21 protein-coding genes are annotated in these 24782 nt (G+C 56.1%); 5 read left to right on the top strand and 16 right to left on the bottom strand.

The features are described from left to right. Positions 1–1147 precede the first annotated feature (1147 nt). The 11 genes from HY962_04590 to HY962_04640 all read right to left on the bottom strand — a co-directional run bounded on the left by HY962_04590 (position 1148) and on the right by HY962_04640 (position 14348). Positions 1148–1930 carry a hypothetical protein gene (locus tag HY962_04590; GenBank protein MBI5646189.1) on the bottom strand — a complete coding sequence of 261 codons (783 nt, stop codon included), beginning with the start codon at positions 1928–1930 and terminating at the stop codon, positions 1148–1150. Positions 1931–1937: 7 nt separating this feature from the next. Further along, a complete protein-coding gene (locus HY962_04595; protein MBI5646190.1) occupies positions 1938–2354 on the bottom strand; it encodes an ATP-binding protein in 417 nt (138 codons plus the stop codon). Positions 2355–2415: 61 nt separating this feature from the next. After that, the gene (locus tag HY962_04600) at positions 2416–4302 is read right to left on the bottom strand and encodes a hypothetical protein (GenBank protein MBI5646191.1); all 1887 of its coding nucleotides are present in this window, start codon (positions 4300–4302) and stop codon (positions 2416–2418) included. Continuing rightward, positions 4302–5075: an ABC transporter ATP-binding protein gene (locus HY962_04605; protein MBI5646192.1), complete on the bottom strand. Its 774-nt coding sequence runs from the start codon at positions 5073–5075 to the stop codon at positions 4302–4304. The genes HY962_04600 and HY962_04605 overlap by 1 nt, the downstream gene beginning before the upstream one ends. A 6-nt stretch (positions 5076–5081) precedes the next feature. Then, a complete protein-coding gene (locus HY962_04610) occupies positions 5082–6005 on the bottom strand; it encodes a hypothetical protein (protein ID MBI5646193.1) in 924 nt (307 codons plus the stop codon). A gap of 99 nt (positions 6006–6104) precedes the next feature. Next, positions 6105–7532: a UDP-N-acetylmuramate:L-alanyl-gamma-D-glutamyl-meso-diaminopimelate ligase gene (gene mpl, locus HY962_04615; protein MBI5646194.1), complete on the bottom strand. Its 1428-nt coding sequence runs from the start codon at positions 7530–7532 to the stop codon at positions 6105–6107. Beyond that, positions 7529–8596, bottom strand: a complete 1068-nt coding sequence (gene corA / locus HY962_04620; GenBank protein ID MBI5646195.1) for a magnesium/cobalt transporter CorA — start codon at positions 8594–8596, stop codon at positions 7529–7531. Before corA ends, mpl begins: the two co-directional genes overlap by 4 nt. Before the next feature lie 176 nt (positions 8597–8772). After that, positions 8773–10737: an O-antigen ligase family protein gene (locus tag HY962_04625; protein MBI5646196.1), complete on the bottom strand. Its 1965-nt coding sequence runs from the start codon at positions 10735–10737 to the stop codon at positions 8773–8775. A gap of 110 nt (positions 10738–10847) precedes the next feature. Then, positions 10848–12173 (bottom strand): insulinase family protein, encoded by a 1326-nt coding sequence (locus tag HY962_04630; protein ID MBI5646197.1) that lies wholly within the window; start codon positions 12171–12173, stop codon positions 10848–10850. Between the two features lie 130 nt (positions 12174–12303). Then, entirely contained in the window at positions 12304–13671 is a 1368-nt protein-coding gene (locus HY962_04635) for an insulinase family protein (protein ID MBI5646198.1), read from the bottom strand. 104 nt (positions 13672–13775) lie between these two features. Then, complete coding sequence (locus HY962_04640) at positions 13776–14348, bottom strand: peptidylprolyl isomerase (protein MBI5646199.1); 573 nt, start codon at positions 14346–14348, stop codon at positions 13776–13778. A 1765-nt stretch (positions 14349–16113) separates the two neighbouring features. On the opposite strand from HY962_04640, the gene HY962_04645 reads away from it, so the two are divergent. After that, positions 16114–16731: a PAS domain-containing protein gene (locus HY962_04645; protein ID MBI5646200.1), complete on the top strand. Its 618-nt coding sequence runs from the start codon at positions 16114–16116 to the stop codon at positions 16729–16731. 89 nt (positions 16732–16820) lie between these two features. Continuing rightward, on the top strand, positions 16821–17876 hold the full coding sequence (locus tag HY962_04650; protein MBI5646201.1) for a glycosyltransferase family 4 protein: 1056 nt from the start codon (positions 16821–16823) through the stop codon (positions 17874–17876). A gap of 30 nt (positions 17877–17906) precedes the next feature. On the opposite strand, the gene HY962_04655 is transcribed toward HY962_04650, so the two are convergent. Beyond that, on the bottom strand, positions 17907–20033 hold the full coding sequence (locus HY962_04655) for a hypothetical protein (GenBank protein ID MBI5646202.1): 2127 nt from the start codon (positions 20031–20033) through the stop codon (positions 17907–17909). A 123-nt stretch (positions 20034–20156) separates the two neighbouring features. After that, positions 20157–20789: a hypothetical protein gene (locus HY962_04660; protein ID MBI5646203.1), complete on the bottom strand. Its 633-nt coding sequence runs from the start codon at positions 20787–20789 to the stop codon at positions 20157–20159. Between the two features lie 249 nt (positions 20790–21038). Here HY962_04660 and HY962_04665 point away from each other — a divergent pair, with 249 nt between their 5' ends. The 3 genes from HY962_04665 to HY962_04675 are packed head-to-tail and all read left to right on the top strand — an operon-like array spanning position 21039 to position 22523. Then, a complete protein-coding gene (locus tag HY962_04665; protein MBI5646204.1) occupies positions 21039–21476 on the top strand; it encodes a CBS domain-containing protein in 438 nt (145 codons plus the stop codon). Between the two features lie 30 nt (positions 21477–21506). Then, positions 21507–21968 (top strand): hypothetical protein, encoded by a 462-nt coding sequence (locus HY962_04670; protein MBI5646205.1) that lies wholly within the window; start codon positions 21507–21509, stop codon positions 21966–21968. A gap of 36 nt (positions 21969–22004) precedes the next feature. After that, positions 22005–22523 carry a TlpA family protein disulfide reductase gene (locus HY962_04675; GenBank protein MBI5646206.1) on the top strand — a complete coding sequence of 173 codons (519 nt, stop codon included), beginning with the start codon at positions 22005–22007 and terminating at the stop codon, positions 22521–22523. Positions 22524–22548: 25 nt separating this feature from the next. On the opposite strand, the gene HY962_04680 is transcribed toward HY962_04675, so the two are convergent. From HY962_04680 to HY962_04690, 3 genes are read right to left on the bottom strand one after another with little or no spacing between them, the layout of a single operon-like run. Further along, positions 22549–23493, bottom strand: a complete 945-nt coding sequence (locus tag HY962_04680) for a DUF4097 family beta strand repeat protein (protein ID MBI5646207.1) — start codon at positions 23491–23493, stop codon at positions 22549–22551. 18 nt (positions 23494–23511) lie between these two features. Continuing rightward, complete coding sequence (locus HY962_04685) at positions 23512–24117, bottom strand: anti-sigma factor (protein ID MBI5646208.1); 606 nt, start codon at positions 24115–24117, stop codon at positions 23512–23514. Beyond that, entirely contained in the window at positions 24114–24710 is a 597-nt protein-coding gene (locus HY962_04690) for an RNA polymerase sigma factor (protein MBI5646209.1), read from the bottom strand. The genes HY962_04685 and HY962_04690 overlap by 4 nt, the downstream gene beginning before the upstream one ends. Positions 24711–24782: the final 72 nt, after the last annotated feature.

Here is a 24782-nt window from a genome sequence, read left to right on the forward strand (position 1 = left end):
TCTGGTACGGGCGTGAGTTCGGCAGGATTCCAGAGAATTACCGCGTTCTGCTTCTACCGGAGGAGCCACCTGAAGATGAACCGCCTGATGAAGACCCACCCGATGACGATCCGCCTGACGACCTGCTGCCACCCGAGTCGCCTCGAGGTGATGAGCTGGGAGGTGGTGAGTACGATTCCCTCTCCCTCGAGCGGGTGTCGGATGGTGGTGAATAGGTCGACCTGTCTCTTGAGCGCCCCTCTGTGGGTGACGTTGAGGTCGAACGATCACGGGAACGACCATCAGATGGAGGTGGCGAAACGGAGCGGTCCCTCGACCGCGAATCCGATGGGATGGAATACGTGGAGCGGTCGCGTGAACTGCTATTCGGACCTGTCGGATTCATTGTGGATCTGTCGCGTGTGCGCGTCGAAATTCGATCATAGGCATCCGAGCTGCGGCTTCGTGTGGCGCTGCGTACTGCTCCAGATTCGCCTGAGCCGGAAAATCCCCTGGTAGTCCCATAGCTCCGAACACGCGAATCAAAACTGCGCGTGTTACCGAAAGTTCTTGGGCGCCCGTCATTGTACACGACATACGGCCTATTCGAGTACCAGTGGTGCGGACCATAGTAATAGCCCGAGTAGTACATCGGATAACCGTACAGGCCGCCATAGTACGGGGAGTACCACGGATCCCAGTACGTGCCCCACGGTGAGTACCAATCGCACCACGGATCATAGTAGAACGACCACATGTAGCTCCACCGAGTCGGGTAGTAGTAGTTGAAGTACGTGCTTGACCGAGGGTGGCCGTAGTAGTAGTTGTTAATCACCGTGCCATCGGAATCGGTCTCCGTTTCGGCGTAATCGGGGTACTCGACCCGGCGATAATCGCCACGATCATCGTCACGGACCACAAGCTGCGTGTAACAACCGGTCACACCGAATGAGACGACCACAAGGCCAAGGAAGGTCGCTACAAGTAAGATTCGCCGTTTCATGACATACCTCTGCAAGTTGTACTCTCAATTCATCGTCCAAAAATCATACCGATCTGTCAGCAACCGAAGAAGTCCGAAATTGACCCCAGATGCGGAATCGTAACCCACGGTCGAGGAAGGCACCGACCAAACGAGTAGACAGTGCTTCCACAATTCCACACACTGTCATATGTACCGGACGTACTGTATCTTCAGTTCCCGTATCGACGAAGGGTAATACACGTTGGTTTCAAGAAGGTTTTTGACAACAAGGTCGATGTTAAATCCGATCTTTGTTGCAATCCTGATTCCCAGATTCAGGTTTCCATTCCAAAATCCCTTCGCATCCTTATCGTTGTCGAAACAAAAGTTGTATTCGCCGAGCACCGACACAATGGGTCCGATCGTTTTTTCAGCACCCACATAGAGGTTGGGGCTGTAATCCTTGTCGGCTCGTTCGAGTGTGTAATTCAAACCGCCGTGAAAACTGACCGAGCCCATGAATGAGTAATTTTTACTTGCGCAAACAAATAATCCCGGGCTCTTGATGGAATACTGTTTCTCGGTTTTAATGTAGCCGTCACGTCCCTGCGTGTCGAAACCTGCGACGATGGCAGGATAGATGTCATTCTCCTCAAAGACACGGTACCGGAGCATGATTCCCGGAAGAGAGTTCCACTTGATGGAGCCGGATCCAATGACGTTTGTACCGCCGAAGGAGATTCCTACGTTGAGGTTTTTCCTCAGTCCGTACACAAAACTCGCCAAAAGACCTCCGTTCGGGTAGAGATTCCCTTCGATGGACCCGGAAGTCGTTGGGAGTATGCCCGCCATGGATCCGTCGATGAGGAACAGCGGATCGATGTCGGCGGTTTCGCCGGCAGCTCGCTGGGCATGGGTTTCATCCGGCACAACCGCACACAGGAGTAACAGCGCGGCGCACAGTTGAACAATTAGACGCCGTGGCACGGGTTACTTACTGGGCCTGAAGATTCACACTCAACACAAGGGCCATGCCGGCATCGTTACGCCGGTATTCCACTTTGTCCATCATCGCTTCAATGATGAGGATGCCACGCCCACCTTCCTTCAGGAGGTTCTGTTCCGCACGCGGGTCTGGAATATCTTCCGGTGCGAAACCCGGTCCTTCGTCGCGCACGATAAACTCTACGTGGTCATCGAAACAGTTACAGCTCAGATCAACGTACTTGGCGGGATCCGCCTTGTTTCCGTGTATGATCCCGTTGTTTACGGCCTCTGTAACAGAGATCATGATACGATCAAGGATCGATGACTCGAAACGCACTTCTTCGTGTATCTGAAGGAGAAAATCTTCGATGAGCCGGATGTTGCTCCGGATGCTGGATATCCTGATTGATTTCGTCAGTGGCACACGGTTCCGATTCTGGGGCATGGATGAACAGTGGTTTCACCATCAAGTTAGAAAATCCCGGCTACAGATTCCACACCAGACGCATGGAAAGGTTTGGCGTGGCCTTGGCGGCGGTTCCGAGCGCCGACATAACCTGATACCACCCGTCCGCATGAATGCTCGTCCGATTTGTGAGTTGAATCATCGCGCGGAACAATGGGCCATAGTGAATCAAACGTGCCTCCTCCCCGAGTTCGAGACCACGATAGCGATACCGGATTTGTCGGAACACCCTGAACCCGGCACTGACGACGCCCGATTCGGTATCGTGCACAAGCGCGAGCACGCATGCGTACTCATCGACGCGGACAAGCGGTCGCACCGTGAAAGCCGCCCATCGAAATTCCCCCTGTTCGTACGACCGAGCGAACAATTCAAAACTCAACGCGCTGGTGATGCCTAACCTGAGCGAGCTGGAGTCGGAGAAAGAAACCTGCCGCAAAGAAAAACTACGAAGTGACGGAATGAGCGACTCGAAGTCATAGATGGTGTAGTTGGCAGTAACCTCTCCGCGATTGCGGCTCACGAAATGTGAACCAATACGATACTCCACCTCGGGCGAGAGTCGCAGCACCCGATTCCATGTGTTGTTCGCACTTCGCTCACCTGATACAAAAACCGTATGGCGTAACTGGGCATCGATTCCGAGAGAGGCAAGGAGCCAAGGAGAAAACCGGTGAGACCATCGGCCGGCAGCGAGCAGAAACAGCTCGTCGCGATCGTCGTGGTTCGAGAGACTCGGAGTGTTGTACACGAGTTTCACTGCAGATGCTGCCAGGGAGAGCGTATCGTTTATGCCAAGTCGCTGAGAGATGGAGGCAGCGATCTGTGTTTGCGAGATCGTGTTGTTCTTTTGCTCTTCGAGCCGGACCTGTCGGGCATATGTGATATCGCTGATTTCGGATGGTCGTTCAAGAGAGTGGTATTCGTTCCGTTCGTTTACATCAAGCCGCATATCAGCCGACGTTCCGTCGAACCGAAGGCGCAATGCTGCGGAGCCGTTGAGTCGGAACTCTTCAATGTCGGTGTTAAATCCTGGAGCTGTTGATTGCACTGTCCCCGCCTGCCTTTTCCCAATGCTGCGCTGAGAAGCATCCACGGCCGCCGCCAGCATGATACCGCGTGAGATGGCGTATTCGAGTCGGTCGTTGAGAAAAATCGAAAACTCTGTCCGGCTTTCCATCGGATGCACAGAAATTGAATCGGAGAGCGGAAGATAGAAATCGCGGTGCGTGCGACGAACTCCAATGTTTCCCGTGTTGCGGGCTGATTCCGCAAAGACAGATGACAGGTCTCCCGAAAGGCGATATTCCTGTTGGGTGCGAGGCGAGAAGTCTTCTCCAGAGGCGTAGACCTCGCCCGACGCAAAACTGTCTCCGAATCGCAGACCACGAACGAGTACGCTGCCCCCCCAGGACGGACCCTGATCGAGGACGCCTTGCTGGTTTTCGAAGCCGTATCCTATAAAGGGCGCGACAGTCAATTCTGAAAACGGCTTCCAGGAAAGTCCTCCTTGTGCCTTGTAATTCGACAAATCGTTCAGACCGGGGGAGCGATTGTCGGTAAACAGGTATGATGAAAAACGGCCGAACGATTCGATGCCTCTCATCGCATCGACTGAGACGTCGAGGCGGAAAGAGTGTTCGTCTTTGACATGATCACGATCGGATCTCTGCAGCGTGCGCTGTGATCGGTCCGCGATACTGCTTCGCCACGACGGTCCGCCAAACTCGTACCGTGCGGACCCATCCCACGAAAAAGTGTTCACGATACGTTCAAAACCCAGTCGCACAAACCGCTGCTGTGGCAGAGAATCCACCGCTGTATTTTGCGCCGCCGCTCTGTGACCGAAGATGCACGCGGAGGCGTACAGGACGGCGCACACAGTATGCACCGAGCCGCGGCGCATCACCCTCCCGCGGCTGCGAGATTGTCGAGAAGTCGAACCGTCTTTTCCTCAACCTCCTCGGATTCAGTCAGGATTCCGAAGGCCTCTTCCAGTGTATCCTGCTGTGTCAGCTCGCGCAGTTGCTCAATGTTTCCTTGGGCGACGATGGTGCCATTCTTGAGGATAATGATACGATGGCAGACACGTTCAACGATATCGAGGAGGTGGGAGCAATACAGGATAGTCCCTCCGCGCCGCGCGAGGTGGTGGATCAACTCCTTGAAAAGAACCGTTGAATGTGCATCAAGTCCATCGAGCGGTTCATCAAAAAAATACACCGGGGGATTATGCAGGAGTGCTGTGGCGATAATCACCTTCTGGCGCATGCCTTTCGAAAAGGTGGTCATGATTGACGCGGAAGCATCACGCAGGCCAAAGTACTCGAGAAGAAGAGCGCTGCGCTTGCGTATGAGCCCGTCAGACATCCCGTGCATTCGACCGGCGAACAGCAGATACTCCGAGGGAGTGAGCGATTCGAACACGGAGCCCGTTTCAGGAACATAGCCGAGCAGCGGTTTCACCGCATCCGGATCCTTGACCACATCGATGGACCCAACCGTCGCGGAGCCGGAGTCCGGCTTCAGAATACCGGTTAAAATTTTCACCGTCGTGCTTTTTCCTGCTCCATTCGGGCCGATATAACCACAAATCTCCCCTTTGCGGATCTCAAAGCTGATTCCGTTGAGAGCGCGTTTGTCCCCGTACGATTTGCCCAGCGAATGAATCGTTATCATACACGATCAGAAGAGTTGAAAAATACGCGGGGAAGAGACGGCGTTCACCGTGCCCCCAATAGATGTGGCGGTTGCGACCGTCCAATGGTACGCACGCGCCTGATACAAGGAGGGTCCGTCATAGACAATCCTGAGCGTGTCGGCGCCCGTATACCGCACGCGTGTGGTCCACACGGGAGCGGCGGCGGGAGATTCGGACACGCGTATCTCATATTCAGCCGCACCTGCCACCGCGCGCCATTCGAAAACAGGATACGCATCGAGTATCGCGCGATCGGCGGGTGCAAGAAGCGGCGGCTGTGCAGTGACAAGGTCGGAGGCATATTCGGACGGGATGCTCGTCCGCCCACCCTTGTCCACAGTCACGAGTCGATAGTAGTATGTGATACCGACCGCGACAGCGGTATCCTCGTACATAGTTCCTTCAACGCTGTCGCGGAGAAAGGCCGCGTCCGGGATGGGGACAGAGTTCTCTGCCCGATAGATCCGATACAAAGTGACATCGAAATCGCGAGGGAGCGGCCAGACGAGTCTGATCCGGCGCGAGGCGCCATTGTTTTCACCATTCGCGTGAAGGTATGCGGCAGGCTCAGGATCGTTGATATTACGCGAGAGCGCTGAGACGGTGTCGGACGGATCGCTTCGGTTACCACTTCTGTCGACAGCGCACACGTAGTAGAAGTATGTGGTATCGTATGCGCAGGATGCATCGATCCAGAAGTTGCGCAGCGACGTGTCGGTGATGGAGAACGGTCCCGTCACCGACACTGCGCGATACACGATGTACTTTTCCAAGTCGTGCTCGGTGTTTCGAAGCCAGCCGATGAAGCTGTACCCGTCATGCGCACTTTCGACCAGCACCCCTGCGGGCGGAAGCGGCGGGACAGAATCGGGCATGTCGGGAAGAAGTTCGTCGCGTTGACAGGACATAAGGAGGACTGCAACAATCGCAGCAAGTACCGCGATCTGTGCGTTCCCGTCCAATACGGAAATCCATCGGCCGATCCGAATATGACTCATAGCAAGAATCTACGGATTCGACAGCACTTTTCTTGCCGCAGCTCCAAGTGATCCATTGCTGAGGAACACGACAACATCACCCGGGCGTGTTTCTGTGCGCGCGAGTGCGACCATTTCTTCGGCATCCGCGACCGCGCGCGCGCGTGGACCACGTTTTCGGATATCCGCGAGGAGTCGCTGCACATCCAGAATTTCAGCGGGTGAATATCTCTCGGGCCTGTTCACGCTGCCGATGACCACTTCATCCGCGGCATCAAACGCCTCGGCCAGCTCCTGCTGGAATATATTCCTCGTCGTCGTGTTGGATCGCGGTTCAAACAGCGCCCAAAGTCGTCGTTCAGCGTAGCGGGCTCTGAGCGCGGTGAGTGTTTCACGCACCGCCGTAGGATGGTGGGCGAAATCATCGATGACGATTATGCCGTTCTGTTCCGCCACAATCTCCATGCGTCGGCGCACCCCGCGGAACGTTTCGAACGCGTGCTGAATTTCGTGCATCGACACGCCGAGACGACGTGCGGCAGCGACCACCCCAAGCGCATTGCGCACATTAAATGCTCCCGAGAGTGGAATTCGAAACTCCTGTGACGAGAGTTGCGAGACCGTGCGGTGCAGTGCGACGAAGCGCATACCATCACCATCGTGAGCGACATCGACGGCCCGCCAATCGTTCTGCTCACCGATGCCGAAAAATTCGACCGGTGTATGAGATGTTGAAGCAAGCGCATGGCACCTCTCGTCGTCACCGTTGAATAGAATCAGCCCGTTTGAGGGTACGAGGGTGACAACCTGCCGGAAAGAGCGGACAACATCGTCGATGGAGGAAAAAATGTCCGCGTGATCAAACTCGATATTGTTGACGATCAACAGGTCGGGGCGGTAGTGAACGAACTTGGATCGCTTGTCGAAAAACGCCGTATCGTATTCATCGCCTTCGCTCACAAAAACTCCATCCGTGGCGGCACAGCGGCATCCCTCTCCGAAATTATTCGTGATGCCGCCGATAAGAAATCCCGGACTGTGCCCGTCGGTCTCCAACACCCAGGCAGCGAGGGACGCGGTGGTCGTTTTTCCGTGGGTTCCGGAAACGACGAGAGAGGTGCGGCCGTGAATAAGCTCGGCTCCGACAAGCGCCGCAAGAGAGGTGTATGCGAGCTTGTTGTTAAGAATGTTCTCTACTTCGGGATTCCCTCGGCTTATTGCGTTCCCAATCACAAAGAGAGGGTCCGCATGTAGCTCCTTCGCCCGCTGTATCGCATCGTCGATGTTGCCCGCGGCATACCCGTCCCTGTATTCTATCCCCCGCTCCGAAAGGAACTCGTTCATTGGAGGGTACACGGCTGCGTCCGATCCGCCGACCGACTCGCCGCGAGCCGCGAGTGCCGCTGCAACGGACGCCATCGCCGTGCCGGCGATTCCCAGAAAATGGTAGTATCTCACAACCACTTCTTCCTTCTGAAGTACACGAGCATCCCGGCAGCGACAGCAAGCATCAGCGACCACGCAAACGCATACCCCCACGGCCATTGGATTTCCGGCATATGCGTGAAATTCATCCCGTACACACCCGCAATAAACGACAAGGGAATAAACACGGTTGTGATGATGGTGAGAACCTTCATGATTTCGTTCAGACGATTGCTCATCGACGACATGTAGATTTCGGTCATTGCTGACAACATGTCGCGGTACGTCTCGAGCGTGTCGATCACCTGAACGGTGTGATCATACACGTCGCGAAGGTACAGTTGGGTTCCCTGAGAGACGAGTGGTGAATCGCCCCGCTGAAGAATCGCAAGAACCTCTCGCATCGGCCAAACCGACTTGCGGAGATAAATCAACTCGCGCTTGAGTTTGTGTATTGCGCTGAGAGTGCCAGGCGTGGGAACAGCGAGCAGCTCCTCATCGAGTTCCTCAATTCGTTCGCCGACCGTTTCGAGAATGATGTAGTAGTTGTCCACCACGGCGTCGAGAAGGGCGTAGCAGAGATGATCTGCTCCATTGGCCCGCACTTTGGACTGCGGATTCTTCAATCGTTCGCGCACGGTGTCAAAAACATCCCCGGCTGCACCCTCTTGGAAGGAAAGCACATAGTCGCGACCAAGGACGATGCTGACTTGCTCAGGAAGAATCTCCATGCTTCGCGGATCAATGCGGAGCATTTTCACAACGAGAAAAAGGTAGCTCGTGTAGTCCTCAATTTTGAGTCGTTGGTCTGAATTGACGATGTCTTCCATTGTCAGCAAATGAAGACCGTACGTCTGACCGAGTCGTTCGAGCAGGGACACCTCGTGAATACCCTCGACATTCGTCCATTCGATTTTCCCGTCCGTGGCGCCACGCAGTCCACATTCCGCGATGGTAAGCCGACGGCTCTCATAACGGTCTGGATCGTAGGTGATACGTTCCGCGGTACTTGTGGTCGCGCGCGGATCGCCGACGTAGACAAGAGTGCCGGGCGCGAGTCCCGCCTTCGAGGATTGTTTTTTAATGCGTCGTGCCATGGAAATCTGCGAGGTCCTGAGCGGATGTGAAGTGGGAAACTAGGAAGAGGCCGAACGTATTCAAATTTGGCCTGAAGCCCCGGAACGTACATCCGGACGGCGTCTCACCGTGCAACGGGGTCGCAAGCACCAGAACCCGGCCTGAGATAATCGTCAACTCCGTGACCGGGGAACGTTCAACGCTGGGCCATGCGCCGTTCGAGCGAATCGGCGAGTGTATGAGCGCCGCGCCAGCGCGACATACGGTAGTAGCGCACCGCGTCGCGGTATTCACCGAGTTTCTCGGCTGTTATTCCCGCAAGCAGGCACCCGTTTGCACCGGGGTCTCCGCGCCGACACGATTCCAAATAGGCCCAGATTGCGGCACGGGGATCGTGGTCCTTGAGCAGGTCACCGAGCGCCCGCCATTCGAGCGCCGCGTTTGCATCCACGGCGAGACCGCGTCTATACAGCCTAATGGCGGCTGCCGTGTCTTCGCGTGCACGCAAGGCCGCCGCCCAGAAGCAGGCCCGGGCAGACGCGGGATGCGTCTGAAGAGCCCAGTCCGATAGCCCTCGGTTCTCAGGAGCTGCCTGACGAACGAGCAGAATATATCTCGAATCCGTAGCAAGCACATTATGCCAGGAAGAGTCGCGCCTGAGGGGATCCTTCAGATGGTGGTAGGCAAGACCGCGGAGCCATTCGCCTGTCGCGGGTCCTTCGAAAAGTGGAGGCGGAGTGCCCGAGAGGACGGCCCGAGCATAACGCAGCGCGTGGAGGTTTGCCCTGAAGATGCCGGCCAGGGGAGAATAGCGGGGAAGGATAACGTCCGCGAGTAGCAGCGATACAACGACCATTACAAGTACACGATGATGCCGTCGTTTTGTCACGTTCGTACTTTCGAGATGCGTTGCGCCGTGTCTCGCGGCTAAACCGAGAGTTACCCACGGCACCAGTTGCATCCAGGATCCAGCCGGGATCGCCTCCGTTGCAGAGACCGCAACGAAGGCAACACAGGATCCGAGAATGCCCGCTCTGAGAAAATCGACGGATGGACCGGTCCGCGACCGGGACAGTGGACGGAGTACCGCAATTGCGATCCAGCCCATCAAAAAGGGAGCCAAGACTCCGATTTCGGTGATGAGTTGAAGCACCTGGTTGTGCGCGTGCGCCGTCACCAGAGCGACGCCACTGCTGAGTGGGTAGAGCCGAATTACGGCGGCGAACGAATCAGGCCCCAGCCCTGTGAGCGGAAAATCCCGAATCGCAAACAGGGCACGAGTCCACAACTCCGTTCGGGATGTAAATACTGTTTCGGCGGAAAATCCGGTTGATTTCCCCGCGAAAATAAAAGCATCCAAAGTGGAATCGGGGCCGACGGCAAACACCAAGCCCATACACGTGAGGATCAGGCCTCCCAGGACGATTCTACCCTCCCTACCCCCGAGCCATAATGCAACAGACAATCCGACCGCTGTTGCGATGAGAGCGCTTCGTGATTGCGTTATCAGGGTCACGCTTACAAGGATAAAAGGGAGGCTCATGAGGCCTGCACCTACAACAGGTTGTCGCCACGCGCCTGTTCGCCACATGTCGAGTGCCCCGAGTGTTGCCATCGGCACACCGACCGCGGTGACGAGTGCGACATGGCCGGGGGAAAATCCGTCGGACGCAGCGCCGGCGCTCTGGAGCTGTGCGAGAACGGGCGCAAGGAATGAAAATTTCACCGCCTGTTTCATCATCAGGACGCCGAATATTCCGCACACCCCGGCGAGGCCTGACGCAGCAATCATCGCTGTACGTGTCGTATTGCGATCGATGCGGGAATGGGCAGCGGGAGGTTCCGCAAGAACGCAGAACACCGCGATGCAGCACCACTGCACAAGCGCACTTCGGCACACAGTCTCAACCTCGAGGGGCGACGTCACGCATCCGAGGGGAAGCAGGACGCAGGAATACAGCACCAACGGAGGGTTCACCGGACCACCGGTCGTCGCAACGCCACGTCGTCTGTGACGGGCAATGTAATAGATCAACAATCCCGCAGCCGAAATGACGAGGAATACTCCCCCGCTTCCCGGCATCAGAAGGCAGACGGCCGCCAGGAGAAGGGTGATCCGTTCGAACGGGGGACGAAATACGGAAACGATGGATGATACCATGAACAATGTGATTCGCTCGAATCTACATACTTCGCAAAAGAAAAGCGCCGCTTTACGAGCGGCGCTTCCTGTTCTTCCTTTCAGTCCCGCACATTTATGGACTGGGTGGGTCACTCGTATCCGAGAGCATCCTCGACACTGATAACCTTGACATCGCCCAGTTTCAGAGCTCGCACTCCATATTCGATTTCCTTGCGGTCACCCACGATGATGATTTCTATTGCGTCCGGGTCGACGTACTGAGCCGCGACACGCCTCACATCGTCGGCAGTAACAGCCAGGATGGAGGGGACAAAAGTCGAGAAATAGTTGGACGGAAGACCGTGCTCCACCAATTCCTCCACCTCGCCCGCGATCCCACCTACTGTTTCAAAATTCTGAGGATAGCCATATGCAACATAGTTTTTGGCGCGGAGAATTTCCTCTTCCGATGCCGGTTCTCGAATGGCACGGAGTTCATTCATGAACTCTGCGAGCGCCTTATCGGTGACAGCAGTCTGGACTCCGGCACCTGCAATAAACGGACCCGGTCCCTTCCGAAACGCAAATGAAGATCGGGCACCGTACGTGTATCCGTTTTTCTCGCGAAGGTTCTGGTTCAAACGCGAGCTGAACGATCCACCGAGAAGGGTATTCATCACCATCAGTGCATAATAGTCCGGCGTAGCGCGAACCGGACCGACGCGCACGATGCGGATTTCGGATTGGGCAGCACCAGGTTTATCGACAATTACAATGCGTCGCTGCTTCACTTGCTGAACAGTAGGCAACGCAGGCGTCGACCCCGGCCCTTTGGAAAGCTTTCCGAAATACGTTTCAAGGCGGGAGAGCAGAGCCGATGAGGCGACGTCTCCAGCGACGATAATATTCAGATTCGCCGTGTTGATGTATTGTGCATGGAAAGCGCGAATGTCCTCCACACGCATGGCCGCCAGAGACTTCGGATTTCCGATCCCAGGCCGTCCGTATGGATGAGCATCACCATACACACGTCTGTTGCAATACACCGATGCGATGGTCCGCGGCTGGTCCTTCCACTGCTTCATTGCAGTGAGCCGTTCAGCCCGCATACGTTCGAGCTCCGCAGAAGGAAACGTGGGGCGCAGGGCAATATCCGCGAGGAGGGCAAGGGCGTCATCAAGACGGCTCACGGGCGTAAAGAGCGAAACCGTCGTAGTGTGGTGCGACGCATCGACCGAGATGCGCGCGCCGAGAAAGTCAATCGCATCGGCGAGATCGAGTGCGGAGCGTGCTCCAGCGCCCTCCATCATCATTGCCGCTGTCAATGAAGCCAGACCCGGCTTCGAGTCCGGATCGTCTGCCGTTCCGCAACGATACATGAGATGGAGCTCTACAAGCGGTGCACTGTGTCTCTCCATCACCGAGACGGGGATCCCGTTTCCGAGGGTGAGCGACTGGAGCGCGGGGAGATTCAAAGGACGGACCGCTCCGATTTTTGGAGGTGCCCCGCGGTCTGCCACTTGAGCGGCGACGGGGAGCGCAGCCCAAATCACAAGAACGAATGCTAGAGGAATAACAGAATGGTTCAACCTTCGTGTGTACATGTTATTTCCCTCCCTGCTTTATTGCGGCAAGCTCTGTTTTTCCCTTCGGGACAATACTCAGCACAACACGTGCATCGTCACGCAACCATGTTCTGGCGGCGGCACTCAGATCCTCCACGCCAATGGCCTTATAGCGTGCAAGATCCTCGTGGAAATAGTCCGGATTCCCGGTGCGCCAGTAGTAGTGGTTGAGAAGGTCCGCCTTTCCGCCGAAACCGCCGATTCTCTCGAGGCGGGAAAGGAAGGACACCTCGTATTGGTTGATTGCGCGCTGCAATTCACGTTGTGTTGGGGGTTCCTGTTTCAGCTTTTCCAGTTCCTCCTGCAGGAGCGACTCGATCTCGGAGAGGGTATGCCCTTCACGCGCGGTCACTGTAATCGTGAAATCGGATCCTAGGGACGCTGAACCCTGCGTAGCGGAGACATCTTGCGCGACTTGGAGGTCGTACACGAGTTTTTTGTACAGACGAGCGTTTTTTCCACCCGCGAGGATGTTGCTGAGGAGATCCATCTCCGCATCACCGGGTGAAAAGACTGCGGGTGTAAGCCAGGCGATGTACAGCCGCGGGAGCGACACCTTGTCCTCGAGAACGACTCTCTTCTCTTCAGTCAGGACCGCCGGCGGGGCATCGATGGGAGGGACGGGTCGGCCCTTCGGAATTCCTCCGAACCATTTTTCGACAAGCACTCGCGTATCGCGTAACGTGATATCGCCGGCAATGGAGAGCGAGGCGTTATTGGGAGCATAATACAGGCGGAAAAATTCCACGACATCTTCAAACGATGCCGCAGAAAGGTCGGCCATTGAACCGATTGTCGGCCAAGAGTACGGATGTTTTGCAGGATACAGATTTTCGGCGAGTGCAAGGGAAGCCATACCATACGGCGCGTTCTCGTAAGATTGCCGGCGTTCGTTTTTTACCACGTCCCGCTGGCCGTCCACTTTTTCTTTCGTCATCGCGTCAACAAGGAAACCCATTCGATCGGAATCGAGGAAGAGAGGCAGCTCGAGCGCATTACTCGGTACGTTTTCCCAATAATTCGTCCGATCCGGATTGGTGGAGCCGTTATTGTCGCCGCCCACGGCTTCAAGCCACTCATCGAATTTTCCTTCAGGCACATTCTTTGAACCCTCGAACATGAGATGTTCAAACAAATGGGCAAAACCTGTGCGTCCGGGTTTCTCGTTGCCGGATCCAACGTTGAAGTGCAGATTGACTGTGACGACGGGCAGACTATGATCTTCATGCAGGATCACATTGAGTCCGTTCGGCAGAACAAATCGCTGGTACGGAACCGCGATCCGCAAATCCTGGGCGTGTGCGACCGCGCCGGCGAGCAGGAAGAACAGAAGCAGTCGATGCCTCATGGGATACTCCTTTTTTAGGAAGATGGGTGCCGATGCGGTGAGGTCCGGAAAAGAAACGACTCGTCCGCAGTATTCAAGAAGCGTATTTTATCGTGAGATGTCCGTCATCTGGAGGCGCTTTCGATGGTAACGGACAGAATGCGGTCCCCCACTTCGAGCAGATCCGCAACGTTCATGCCTTCAACAACCTGCCCGAATACCGTATACCTTCCATCGAGATGCGGCGCGGCAGAGTGCATGATAAAAAATTGTGATCCTTCGGTGTCTTTCCCGGAGGATGCTATACCCAGTATGCCGCGGCTGAATGAGCGCGGACTCCATTCCGATCGCAGAGTGAATGGGGGGCCGCCCGTACCATCGCCGCGTGGATCACCTCCTTGGACGACGAAGTTGGGCACCACACGGTGGAATGTCAGGCCGTTGTAGAATCCCGCGCGCACGAGATCAAGGAATGCCGCGACAGTATAGGGCGCATCGTCTGGATAGAGGACCGCGCGAATGTCGCCCCGAGTGGTGCGAATGCGTACTCGTGATTCTGCAAAATCCACGAGCCGTTTCCACCCTCCGCGTGGCGGCTGTGAGCTTCGGGTTGCCTGCGCCGATGCAGGGAAACGTATCCCATGTTGGCGGAACACTTTCTGCACTGCAGCACGCACAGCCAAATTCTCGTCACGCATCCAAGGCTCGAGTGTGAGTGCCAGTGTCGAATCCGCCAGTTTCCCGAAAGCATCCACCAGAACAGTTACGGTTTCGACATCGTCACGAGATGAAAATCTCTTGAGCGCACGCATCACCGGCTTGGCGTACGAGGGCGAAGCACAGAGGGAATCACAGAGCGTTTCCACGATCGATTGCACTGCCCCAGAATTCTTCGCACCAGAGCCGTGGAACTCAAGCGCATCGAGAAGGCCGTGTTCGAACATCTCGTCGAGACTGTCGCGTAATGCAGGAGAGGATGACCTGTGAATACGCCAGCATGCCGACCACGCACCGACTGCCGCCGATGCACGCAACGCGTCGGTGGAAGAAAGGCTTTCATGCAACCAATTGAGGAGGGGGGAGTAATTGCGGGCACCCTTCGAGACCGCGATACCTGCGGACTGCAAAACGGCTGCAGTGAAACGCGGTGTACGCGAGATTCCGATCAGCAGCTCGATTGAAAATTCGGGAGTGATACTTGCCAGCGTACGGCACGCCTCGTCGCGAACGTCCGCCGAAGCGCTAGTATCCATGAGCTTCTTCACCGCGAGCACGACACGCTGGTCCGTCGAGGGAAGACTCGTGATCGCCTGCATGGCCGCCTTCACAACCTGCGTATGATGATCACGCAGCAATACCATCAGCGCACGCGTGTCGGCTTTTCGATGCTCCGGCACCGCAGCCATCAGAGCGAGACCGCGTGCAGTGTTCACACGTACGCGCCAATCGGGATCCGTGACACGCGCGATCACAGAATCGTTGAGCGATGTTGCTCGTGTGCGGCCTGCGGCAATCACCGCGTACATCCTTTCATCCGCGTTTGATGAGGCGAGTCCGTCGCGTATGAGGTCGGTTTGCGGCACAAGGAGCGCGCTGTCGGCGATACGCATGAAAGCGAACATGGCCGTGCTGCGTAATTCTTCCGCCGCTTGGTCAGGCCGAGACTGTCGAAGATCTGACGCCAGCAGATCGGTTCCACCGCGGGATCTGACACCACGAATTGCAAAGCGTGCAATACAACGGGCACGTGCGCAGCGCGCACGCAGGTCCGCAACCGGCACCAGTGTGATACTGTCGAGCATCGAAGCCGTCGCACAATTACCAAACGCGTCCCATAGTGCATCCAGAACATTTGGATCCTTTTCATTGCGGAGATGCGCGAACACGGCTCGTTCATAGGGCGAGCCGGGCTTCATCCGCAGGATTTGCCCCGCGGCAAACGCCGCCGCGCGGCGGATGTTCGGCTTCCCGGCATCCAGCATTGCGATCACCGCTGTGAGCGCAGTATCCGCCTGAACACTTCCGAGAGCAAGTATTGCACGCTCTTCGGCTGCGTCACCTTTCCCGATGAATGAGAGCACACGAAACACATCCCGCGCGTCGGCGGCCTCGAGAACATCCCGCACCCTGGGATCTCGAATGGCCAGCGGACGCTGGGCCTCGAGGCGCGTGGTGGACAGGAGGACCAGACAAAGCAACGTGCCGAGACGAATGCATGTCAGTTCTCGAGATACAATCAGCACTCTGAACGATGAAACCATTGTGTTTTGGATGAAAGGGAGCAGTACGGAGCGGTGCCGGGAGAGTTGCGCGAGAGATGCAGGGAATATACATGGGGGGAGAAGAGGAAGCACGCCTGATGCGTGTACTCGGACATTGACTGTGTCGGCACTTCGTGTGTATTTTCTGAAAATGCGGGAAGGACCCGAATTTCGACAAACAAAGCTGCCGAAAAGGGAAATAATGAGCGAGCCCAGCCACAACGCGCGGTCCGATGAGGATGCACCCGAGGTCTTGCGCAAAAGGATTCTCGCGCTGACCGACGCGAATCAGAAACTGCAGCGCCTTCTCGAGGAAGCGGAGCACAATCTTGAGGTGACACGGCGCACACTCGAGGCACGCGTAGCCGAACAGATCGTGATGCAAAACGCATGCAAGGCGAATGAGGAGCGTTATCGCACATTGATAAGCAACATACCCGGAGTCGTATACCGCTGCGCCAACGATGCGGCATGGACGATGCTGTTTATGAGCGATCAAATCGAGGAACTGAGCGGATACCCCGCGTCGGACTTTATCGAGAACGCCGTCAGAACATTTTCCAGCATCATTCACCATGACGACATCATTCTTGTGGTCGATGCCGTGCAGGCGGGTCTGCGGGAACAACGTGCGTACACCATCGAATACAGGATCAAACACCGCGACGGGTCAATACGCTGGGTGTATGAAAAAGGACGGGGGGTCTTCGATGCGGGAGGAGAATTTCTTTGGCTGGATGGAGCCATCTTCGATATTACGAGCAGGGTGCCCGATGCGAGGAACAGCCGTTGGCGGCTTGATGAACGTACGCAGGACTGAAATCGCATCAATCCCGGAACTTCTCAAACCGAATGAAATCACCGCGGCGAATTCTATACGTTCTATCCACGCTTGAGCGAAGCGGGCCCGTGCAGATGCTCTCGCAACTGACGGCACATCTCGATCTCGGAACGTACTCTCCGACAATTCTGACTCTCTCGGATGAACCCCCACGGAGCATGAGGGGCTGGTTCGAAGGCCGCGGCATTCCGGTTGCGTGCCTGTCCCAGTCGCGAGCTGCCTGGTTCTTCACAGGCGGCACCGCCCTCGCGAACGCGATTCGATCGTTGGATCCGCACATTGTGCATTCACACGGATTTCGCGCGGACATCGCACTGACGCGTTTCGACACCGGAGCGGCTCATTGCTGCACCATACACAACATTCCCTCTGAAGATTACCCCCGGATGTATGGAGCGTTTCAGGGTGGTCTGATGGCCCGCGCTCATGTACGGGCATTCCGTCGAATCGCCGCACCTGTTGCGGTGTCAGAATCGATCGGCCGCACAATCGCCGCTGAACACGGGCTGAACGTCCGCGTGATTCAAAACGGCATCAATACGGACGAGTTCACTCCCGCCTCGAAATCAGAGCGTGCTGCCCTCCGCACATCCCTCGGCTTGCCGGCCGAGGCGTTCGTGTATGTGACCGCTGCGCCGCTCATCACGCGCAAAGATCCGCTCACAATCATCGAGGCGTTTCTTCGCCTTCATGAACCCGACACATACCTCGTCGTGCTGGGCGACGGTCCGCTGCGAGGGGAGTGTGAGAGCAGGGCGAGGAATGCCGCAATTCGAATGCCTGGATTCAGAGAGGATGTGCGTGAATGGCTGCGTGCGTCCGACGCATACATTTCGGCATCCCTTGCCGAAGGACTGCCCATGGCGGTTTTGGAGGCCTTTGCATGCGGCCTCCCCGTCGTCCTCTCCGATATTGGTCCGCATCGCGAGGCCGCCGGATCATCGACTGCCGCCCGTCTGTTTCGAACATCCGACATTGATTCCTGTGCAGCGGCAATACACGCCGCCATGACCGGTGATTCCGAACAGATTAGAATTGCCGCACGTGATCGAGTGGTCGGAGAATACAGTGCGGCGCGCATGAGTGCCCGTTATCAGGAACTCTACAATCAGCTAACAACGTAGCCGCCCATCGTCAGCACTGACCAACCACGATCAGTGGGGACGTTGGCGCAGTGCCACAAACGACGAACGCGCGGCATACCCAAGCGCAGCGGCCAGCAACAGGGCCAGCGCTTTGAAGAGAATGGTGTCGGACAGCGTGGACCGCATCTCGATGTCAAGGATTAGGTCTTCTGTCCACACGCCCTCACCAATGCCTGCCCGGATTACCAACTGGTAGGACCCCGGGGATAGTCCAGATATAACGATGCGGCCGTCGCTCGATTCATGCCAGACATATTCGAAGCCTTCGAGTCTGTAGATAAAACGCCGTTGACCGGGATTTCGGTATGTAGGAAGCAGAACATGCACACGAACGACCTCCTCATCGGGCTCCAGGACGAGTGTGCCTGTCTGTTTCGCCTCTCGATCTCCAATGCGTACTTCATGCAAGATGATACGCGGGACAGTGGAATCGCGCTTTCCAGGAGCCCGCGGCGACAATACAGCAACCCCGTCTGCCGTCGTGATGAACAGTTGTCCTGAGGGTGCGCCATACATGCCGTTGCGCATGATGGCGGGCGCCGGGAGGTCCTGCGCAGTACCGACTGGAAACATGCCTGTCATTCTGAGGAAAGGCAGCATTGTGACAACGGATTGTTGATGCCATGAGAGAGATGAGTCGGTCTGCATATACCTCTCCACGTTGGCTTCCGGGAGGGCCGATATTCCGCGCGGTGTGCCGAGGTACAGGGTACCATGCCGGTCCTGCGTGATGCTGGTGACGTGATCGGCGGCAAGTCCATCGCGGTGGGTAAGATGCAGGATACCGTCAACGCGCAGGGAATAGACTCCGTCGTTCGATGTTCCGAACCAGGCATTGTTCTGACGATCCACAAACACGGATACAATGTCTATCCCAGAAAACTGTTTCAAGTGGATCACTTCTTCATTGGCCGCACGTGAAATGAGGCAGGCGCCATTCGGGGTTGCAACCCACACATCACCGCTGGCGTCTTCCGCGATATGCGACACAAAGTTCGAAGGAAGGCCATCGCGAATGGTGAGCATCCGCATCGTGTCACTTTTCCATCGCACGAGACCCTCCGGGGTCCCAATCCAGAATCCGCCGCGCGACGATTCGAGAAGCGCGGTGATCGTATCTGATGGAAGGCCTTGTGCTCGTGACAGTGTGGAGGAGCGTTGCTGATCCATAAGCGTAAGGCCCATCCACGACCCGAAGAGCAATTGGTCGGGCCCGCGCGGGATCACGTGTTGAACTCCGCCGGGGATTCTATCGGTAGAAGCGAAGAGAGAAATACGTCCCGCCTTCCATCGCCACAGGCCCGAGCTGGTGCAGAACCACACACTACCATCCGGTCCGAATGCTGAACGCAGCACTGTGCCTGTCTCGAGCGGCAAACCGGCGCCCGGTGCAAACACCTGCGTCCTTCCCGGAGATATGCGGCGTAAACCGCCGGCACCACCACACCATATGCTTCCTTCACGGTCGGCAAGCACGCAATACAGGTCCGTCATGTCGAGTCCATTCATGGGATCATAGAGCATTGATTGTGCTGCGTCCTCGCACAACAGCCCTCGATCAGTCGCATACCAGAACCGGCCGCTTCCGTCACGTGCAACGGCTCGCGACGTTCCTGTAAAAGTTGCGGCAGGCCTGCGTACTGTGAAAACAAGCGAGTCTCTCGATCGAACGACAACCCCGTTCCTGATATCGATGTACCACATCCCAGACTCTGCGCGCACGTGGATCCGTCCATCGGGAGTTTTTTGAAGAGCATGGATTCGTCCCCGAATGACAGAAGCCTTGGCCGTTGCCCGGGCATCAAGAGAATCCTTCGCATCGGCTCGAAGGCGAAGAACCTTCATGCCGCTGTCGGTTCCGATATACAACTCCGACCCGGCAGTACAGGCGGCTGTGATCGTCCGTGGAATGGCCGTGCGGCGGTTCGAGAACGGAACAATATCCATCCCATCGTAGCGGAGTAGTCCTCCGCCCGAAGTACCGATCCAGACAAAACCGCGTGAATCCTGTGCAAGTGCAAGGACCGACGAGTCGCTCAGGCCGAGTTCGAGCCCGTATCGTTGGAACGGATACCATTGGGCCGCAGCCGACAGTGTGAGTAGCAGCCAGAAAATCGCAGTAGTTCGATGGATCATTGCAGTTTGGGCGAAAAATGGCAGAGACGCTTCGGGACTCTCAAAGGTGGGCGAAGAGGTACTAGAAATAAAACAGGGTCACCCGCGGGCGACCCTGCAATCCATAACTGCGAAACGGACAGTTTAGAAGAGACCGAATTTCAACGCCAACGATCCAGAAAAATTACTCAAGTCCTTGTTCGAAAGTCCACCCAATTCTCCAACACCATTTACATAGCGGTAGCTCGCACCAGCCGAGACGCGCATCCAGGTCGTCATATTCACCTCTACATTCACCGCTGGTTCCGCAACAAACACTGCGTCATGCGTGCGGGAGTGGAAATAGTCCGGATTGTCATCAAACAAATCGTCGTACCAGTCTTCGCGGTAGCGGACGCCGCCCGCTCCGATAAGGCATTGGACATTGAAGTGCACGAGTTTGGACGGTTCAACGATATACTCGAGCATGAGTCCGCCATATCCGAATTCGACATACAGAGGTCGGTTTGGCCGTGCGTACAGAGCTTCCGCCTCGGTGCTTGCGCGGACATTATTCACGAGTCCATATCCTCCACCACCGATCATGAACTGGTGATTGATGAGCCACCCTCCATATCCACCGACGAGTATGCCGAGCTCTCCACGGATGGGTGTAAACTTTACGACAGGGCCGCCGAATCCACCGGAGCTGAATTCTCCGCCGAACAAGGTTTCCTGCTGTGCAAACGCTGGTACTGCGAGGATCATGAGTGCGAGAAAAGGGACAAGTCGTTTCATTGTGCAACAGCGGTTGTGATCGTGCGTGGATGAATCATGCCCCGCTTACGCTGACGAAGGCGGACTGTTTCACCGTAGGTACTCTTTTCCACACTCGAAACAGAATCATCCATGAATTTCCTTGCGCTCTGGAGTCGGGAGATTGTACATTCCATGTAAGACGATTTCAGCCCCGTACCTTACGCCATCACCGCGCCGGTTCCAGAGCGCGCGGCATCCCGCAATCGCCCTCGAGAAAGGAGCCACGTCATGCATCTGCACAACATACTGCGCGCCAAAGGGTCACACGTTCACTCCGTTGCGCCAGACAAGACGGTCAAAGAAGCCGTGGAGCTTCTTGTCGAGCATAATATCGGCGCCCTCCTGGTCGTCGAGAACCTTAGCCCGGTCGGCATCATCACCGAACGAGACGTACTCCGATTGTGCCGTCGGGATGCCTGTCTCGTGAATACGACCCTTGTGTCCGAAATAATGACGCGGGAATTGATTGTCGGCCGATCGGATGACGAGGTCGAACACTCAATGGCCGTCCTTACAGAGGCCCATATCAGACATCTGCCCGTGCTTGACGGAGAACTCATCGCAGGGATGATCTCGATCGGAGACCTTGTGAAATCGCAATTACAGGAAGGCGCAGTTACGATTCATTACTTACGGGATTATATTACCGGAAATCGCGCCTTGTAGCGGCATCCTCACCCGTCCCTCTATCGACTCATGGCACACACAATGCTCCCCTCCGATCCACAGCTCGCCGCGCGACAACTTTCTCTCGTGTATTTTGCCCTGCTGACGGGTCAGATCATATTCGGCGCCGTCGTGTATTTCATCATTCCCTCGGGGAGTGTCGACGTGTCGCTTGGGATTCGGACAACTCTGCTCGTGGTCGTGGCCACTGTTGCTCTCGGAGCGATTGCCAGTACAAGCGTTTTATTTTCTGCGCGCGTGGAACGGATCCGGCAACAGGAAGACATAGGGATGCGGCTCCGCGCGTATATGACATTAAACATCATCAGATACGCGGTGTACGAGGCACCCACTCTTATCGCACTCGCCGGATATACCATCACGGCATCGCCGCTGTTTCTCGGCATCGCCGTGTTGCTCATTGCCGTGTTCATCACGCTGAAGCCCAGCTTGTCGCGCATGTCGAACGATCTTGGGATCGCGATCGAGTAAGCGCGTATTCGGCTGGTCCAGGCATCTAATCTCGCGATGGAGCGTTCACGACTTTATTTTTCGAACCGGGTGGGATTCATCATCCTGATGATCGCAGCCAATTGGGCATCACCTGCTGATGCGCAGACTGCCGCTCCCCACTTCGCGCTGGTGTCGCTGGATGATAGCACGCAGCTCATTTCGAAAGAATCGCTGCGGGGAAAGACAGTTCTGCTGGATTTCTGGGCCACGTGGTGCCCGCCCTGCGTGGAGGAGATCCCTGAGCTGGCTCGTGCGTACGACAAATTCAAACGGCACAACTTCGAAATCGTCAGTCTGTCCTTTGACAAGACCGCCCAGCACGTGCGGCGCTTCCGAGCCAAACATCACCCGATGCCCTGGCTGCATGCGATGGTGGAACGCGGTTTTGGCGACTATGTGTCGGAGGTCTTCGGTGTCCAGAACATTCCCCGGCAGATACTTCTTGATCCCGAAGGGCGCATCATAGCCGAAGACGATGAACTGCGGGGGTCACGACTGGAGCCGACCTTGGAACGGCTCATCACGGTCAAGTGAGAAGAAATCTCGGTGCTGAGAGAGTTCAGCGTTTACGGATCGTAATATCACCGAACTCGTTCAACACGGACAGCTTCCCCGATCCGTTGCCTACACGGCCTATGAGATCTTCCGGAGTTGGTCCATATCGCGTTTCCCGATTATTGTTGCGGGGCTGGAGCGGATAATCACTCTCCACATCCCCAAAACGCGTTTTCGCCTCGATGACACCCGTGAAATCACGCACGAGGGACACGGCAGTGCTGCCGTATGAATTCTGTATGCGTCCACCCGGAATATTCTTCGCCGTGATGCTGCCCATGCGACCCAGGAGCGACACCGGGCCGCTCGCATCCGATACTTCTATCGCTCCGAACGCATTCGAGATTTCTCCGCCAGGAACATCGTAGGCGCGGACCTTTCCGTTTTTGCTTTCGACCTTGAATGCGCCTTTGATGGAACCCAGCGTGGTGTTTCCGAAAGAATTCTTCGCCTCCACATTGGCGCACCGTGTTATCTCTATCGAGCCAAATTGCGCCTGCACCGACACCGAACCTTCAACATCCGCGACGGTGATGCTGCCGAATTTATTTGCGATATCGAGAACGGACCTTTTGGGAACGGAGACAACGATACTCGCATTCATGGACTGCTTCCCGCTGTTTGAACGGGAGCCGTCCCAATCCACTTCAACGCGAACCTCATTGCGGGATCCGTCGATCACAACGTCGACGTCTTCGGCACGTTCTTTTGCATTTTCATAGTCGTCATCCTCGACCGTGATATGCACTTTTACGTCCACAATCGACGACTCAGTACCCTTGATTGTAACGGGGCCGAACTTGCTTTCGACGCGCACAGTCGGATTCGCCTGCACCTCGAAATGTTTTTCGACTTTGCGCTCAAATTTCTGCGCAGACGCGAAGGGAGAAAAGATCAGGGTGATGAGGCAAAGCAGTGGAAAGATGCGGAACATCAATGTCGTGTTCATAATGGCGCCTCTATACGGCTACAGTGATTGATTCTTCGAGGCCATTTCCTGCAATGTGTTCTGCAGGTCGATATAGGCGGTGAGCAGATACTGCTGCACATCGGGGTGGTAGCGGTTCTGTCCCAATGCAGATTTACACTCGGTGATCGCGGTGTGCAGCGACGCGATTTTTTCCTTCTGCACCGCGACATATTCCGGATCGAGGTTTTTCTCGTTACGCTCAGCGAGCACCGTGAGTTTTTCTATCGCACGTTCATAAAAAAACATGGCCTGGTCGATGTCGTCGCGTGCCTCTTCCATCAACTGATTCGATTCGAGCGGAGCGGCGATGTCCTGTTCCGCGACATCGAGGCGGGATGTGAGGAGATACACCGCCGCAGTGAGACCAAGCAGAAGAATCACCGCGTACCCGGCCAGAGCGATCCGGGGTCGGGACGCAAACAACAAGCGCAGCCCAAGCCAGCGCGGGGTGTGCGAGGACTCGGTGCCATCCTGCCTCTGCACTTCGCGCAGATCCGTTTCGATCCGTTTCCACAAGTGTTCGGGCGGATCCACGCGCGGCAACTTCGCGGCTGCGTCATCGATTACTCGATCGAGATCGCTTCTGTTCCAATCGTCTTTCATCCGTGCATCTCCCGCTGTTTGATGCCCAACCTCGACAATCTTTTCTTTAACTCTTCCTTCGCCCGATGATAATGCGACTTCGATGTACCGACAGGGATCTTCAGCGTGTCGGCAATCTCGGGGTGTGTGAATCCTTCGGTTGCAAACAGCAGGAACACCGCTCGTTGCAAGGCCGGAAGCGTAGCAATTTCACGCTGCAAGGTGTCGCGGAGAATGACGTCGACATCAGGGCGGTCCGGATCGGAGGGGTGCATGTGTTCAGAGGCATAATCCGCGTGTTCCTCGAAGTGCCGCTCGCGGCGCTTGCGGTTGATGCAGGCATTCAGGAGTATACGATAGAGCCAGGTCCCGAATGCGGAATCGCCCTTGAAGCTGTGAATTCCGCGATACATGGCAATGAAGGCGTCCTGGACGGAGTCCTCCGCGTCGAATCGGTTGCCATGGAAATTGTATGCGAGCGAGTACATGGGACGTTTAAAGAGTTGGTACACTTGTTCGAAGGCGGCGATATCGCCCTGCCGGCAACGGTCGAGCACATCGCCGGGCATGTTCGGCAGGGATCGTTTCCCTGTCTCAGTGACAGTGGCAGTCATCGTCATACAGGGGATTAGACGTGATAGATGTCAGAACGGTTGCACAAGAGATCGGTGAATCGCAATGTAGCT

The organism is Ignavibacteriota bacterium (assembly GCA_016218045.1).
GTDB lineage: Bacteria > Bacteroidota > Ignavibacteria > SZUA-365 > SZUA-365 > JACRFB01.

Excerpts from the sequence above, each read along its gene's own strand:
- HY962_04600 (MBI5646191.1), bottom strand. The coding sequence starts at position 4,302 with ATGCGCCGCGGCTCGGTGCATACTGTGTGCGCCGTCCTGTACGCCTCC.
- HY962_04605 (MBI5646192.1), bottom strand. The coding sequence starts at position 5,075 with ATGATAACGATTCATTCGCTGGGCAAATCGTACGGGGACAAACGCGCT.
- HY962_04610 (MBI5646193.1), bottom strand. The coding sequence starts at position 6,005 with ATGTCCTGTCAACGCGACGAACTTCTTCCCGACATGCCCGATTCTGTC.
- corA (MBI5646195.1), bottom strand. The coding sequence starts at position 8,596 with ATGGCACGACGCATTAAAAAACAATCCTCGAAGGCGGGACTCGCGCCC.
- HY962_04625 (MBI5646196.1), bottom strand. The coding sequence starts at position 10,737 with ATGGTATCATCCATCGTTTCCGTATTTCGTCCCCCGTTCGAACGGATC.
- HY962_04635 (MBI5646198.1), bottom strand. The coding sequence starts at position 13,671 with ATGAGGCATCGACTGCTTCTGTTCTTCCTGCTCGCCGGCGCGGTCGCA.
- HY962_04640 (MBI5646199.1), bottom strand. The coding sequence starts at position 14,348 with ATGCGTGACGAGAATTTGGCTGTGCGTGCTGCAGTGCAGAAAGTGTTC.
- HY962_04645 (MBI5646200.1), top strand. The coding sequence starts at position 16,114 with ATGAGCGAGCCCAGCCACAACGCGCGGTCCGATGAGGATGCACCCGAG.
- HY962_04655 (MBI5646202.1), bottom strand. The coding sequence starts at position 20,033 with ATGATCCATCGAACTACTGCGATTTTCTGGCTGCTACTCACACTGTCG.
- HY962_04660 (MBI5646203.1), bottom strand. The coding sequence starts at position 20,789 with ATGAAACGACTTGTCCCTTTTCTCGCACTCATGATCCTCGCAGTACCA.
- HY962_04665 (MBI5646204.1), top strand. The coding sequence starts at position 21,039 with ATGCATCTGCACAACATACTGCGCGCCAAAGGGTCACACGTTCACTCC.
- HY962_04670 (MBI5646205.1), top strand. The coding sequence starts at position 21,507 with ATGGCACACACAATGCTCCCCTCCGATCCACAGCTCGCCGCGCGACAA.
- HY962_04675 (MBI5646206.1), top strand. The coding sequence starts at position 22,005 with ATGGAGCGTTCACGACTTTATTTTTCGAACCGGGTGGGATTCATCATC.
- HY962_04680 (MBI5646207.1), bottom strand. The coding sequence starts at position 23,493 with ATGAACACGACATTGATGTTCCGCATCTTTCCACTGCTTTGCCTCATC.
- HY962_04685 (MBI5646208.1), bottom strand. The coding sequence starts at position 24,117 with ATGAAAGACGATTGGAACAGAAGCGATCTCGATCGAGTAATCGATGAC.
- HY962_04690 (MBI5646209.1), bottom strand. The coding sequence starts at position 24,710 with ATGACTGCCACTGTCACTGAGACAGGGAAACGATCCCTGCCGAACATG.